Genomic DNA, 1567 nt, shown 5'->3' with positions numbered 1-1567 from the left:
AATCTCTGGCCTACACCGAGTCCCCCCGCTTGCTGGCAGTGGTGTTCGGCAGCGGCGGCGCGGCCCCGGCGGGCAAGACCATAGAGGTGGCGCGGGCCGACTACCCCTTTGAGCTGGACTTCAGCCTTTCTCCGGACGGACGCCTGTTGGCCTACACGCTTTTGCAGCCCTTGCAAGAGGAGATTCCGGATCCCTGGGCCCCCCTCAGCCGCACTGGGCAAGCCATCCGCAGCGGGCAAGTGTGGCTGGTGGACTTGCAAGATGGACTGCCGCTCCCCAACAGCCACCGCCGCCTGGCGCTGGGCAGCAGCGCCCTGGCCTGGATCCCTTAGGCCAAGCAGGAGAGGCCACCTGGGGAGCAAACCTGCCTAGAATCAAAACAGTGTGTTGGAGGAGAGGGGGCTATGCGGCTCATTGACGGACAGGGACGTCTTTTGGGAAAAGTCAGTCTCCTAGATCTGGGGGCGCTGGCGATTGTGGTGGCGGCCATTGTCGCCGTTTTGTTTTTGCCAGGGCGGCAAGCGGGCAGCGTCGTCCAGGTGGGGGGCGGCCCTACCCTGCCGGTGGAAGTGGACATGATCGTGCGGGGGGTCAGCAGCCGATCCCTGGAACCCTTTCAAGTGGGTCAGAAGGCTGACTTGATCATCCGCAACCAGCCCTACGGCCAGGTGGAAGTGGTGCGGATAGAAAATGTCAGCCGCACGGTTCCGGTGGTTTTCCCCGATGGACGGGTCGAGAACTTGCCTGACCCAGAGTCCTACCGCTTTGATCTGGTGTTTACCTTGCGGGGACGGGGCCAGCGGACCGAGAACGGCATTGTCCTGGGCAACAACCGCGTCAAAGTTGGCGTTCCCCTGGAGCTGGAGACTTTTAGCTACAACTTGCGCGGCACTGTGATGGATGTGCGGCTGTTGCAATCGTAGAGGACACCAACCCTGATGCGGCTACAGGAGATCGCCCAAAAATTGGGATGCGCCTACGAGGGGGATCCCACCCTCGAGATCCACGGCGTAGCTAGCCTGGCGGAAGCTCGCCCAGGCGAGTTGAGCTTCCTCAGCGAAGACCGCTACTTGCCCCTCTTGGAGCAAACCCAAGCCAGCGCCGTCATCGTGGGCGAATCTATAGCTTTACCTCGCCCCATCCCCTGCCTGCGGGGCAGGGATCCCCGCTTGCTCTTTGCCCAGGCCATCGAGCTGTTTTACCAACCCTATCGCCTGCCCACCGGGATCCATCCCACAGCCGTGATCGATCCCAGCGTTGAGTTGGGAGAGGGGGTGGCCATTGGGCCGCATGTGGTGGTGATGGAAGGGGTGAGGATCGGCGACTACACCCAAATCCACCCCAACATAACCATCTACCCCTACGTGCGGATTGGATCCCGGTGTCAGCTTTTCGCCAACTGCGTCATTCACGAGCGCACGGAGATTGGCGACGATTGCCTCATCCACAGCGGCGCTGTGATTGGCGACGACGGCTTTGGCCACATTCCTCTCCCCGATGGCTCCTGGCGGCGCATGCTGCAGGCGGGCCGGGTGGTGCTGGAAGACGGTGTAGAAGTGGGCAGCAA

At 62.3% G+C, this 1567-nt stretch carries 2 protein-coding genes and 1 pseudogene; all 3 read left to right on the top strand.

The genetic code is table 11. From position 1 onward, the window contains the following. Positions 1-332: pseudogene (locus NW857_RS12850) on the top strand (hypothetical protein); the annotation flags it as partial. A 72-nt stretch (positions 333-404) separates the two neighbouring features. Further along, positions 405-923 (top strand): DUF4330 domain-containing protein, encoded by a 519-nt coding sequence (locus NW857_RS12845; protein WP_414336026.1) that lies wholly within the window; start codon positions 405-407, stop codon positions 921-923. A gap of 15 nt (positions 924-938) precedes the next feature. After that, positions 939-1567 (top strand): UDP-3-O-(3-hydroxymyristoyl)glucosamine N-acyltransferase (locus NW857_RS12840; protein ID WP_414369183.1); only part of this gene is annotated, 629 nt, incomplete at its 3' end.

It is taken from the genome of Synechococcus sp. H55.9 (genome assembly GCF_047462355.1).
GTDB lineage: Bacteria > Cyanobacteriota > Cyanobacteriia > Thermostichales > Thermostichaceae > Thermostichus.
The sequence above is the reverse complement of the archived record's forward strand: the minus strand, read 5'-3'. Positions and strand labels throughout refer to the sequence as shown.

Bases quoted from the DNA above. Each gene is read 5' to 3' on its own strand.
- NW857_RS12845 (WP_414336026.1), top strand. From the start codon at position 405: ATGCGGCTCATTGACGGACAGGGACGTCTTTTGGGAAAAGTCAGTCTC.